A 264-nucleotide genomic window follows, 5' to 3' on the forward strand; every position below is an offset into this window, starting at 1 on the left:
GGACCGGATCATGGCAGTCAACGTGCGCGGTTCCTTCGAGTGCGCGAAGGCGGTAATGCCGGTGATGCGCCGTCAGGGCTACGGCAAGATCGTCAATATTGCCTCGGCAACGGCTTTCAAAGGCGCGCCGATGATGGCGGCGTATGTCGCGTCGAAGGGCGCGGTGATTGCCCTGACACGCTCGATAGCGCGCGAAGTCGGCGACGCCGGCATCCGCTGCAACTGCCTGGCCCCCGGCCTGACCATGAGCGCCAACGTCCAGGC

1 protein-coding gene is annotated in these 264 nt (G+C 65.5%); it reads left to right on the forward strand.

The genetic code is table 11. From position 1 onward, the window contains the following. Window positions 1-264, forward strand: a 264-nt coding sequence (locus AAEZ05_RS28965) for an SDR family NAD(P)-dependent oxidoreductase (protein ID WP_350650055.1), incomplete at both ends; no start/stop codon positions are given.

This window comes from Pseudomonas sp. HY13-MNA-CIBAN-0226, from assembly GCF_040310305.1.
GTDB classification, from domain to species: domain Bacteria; phylum Pseudomonadota; class Gammaproteobacteria; order Pseudomonadales; family Pseudomonadaceae; genus Aquipseudomonas; species Aquipseudomonas gregormendelii.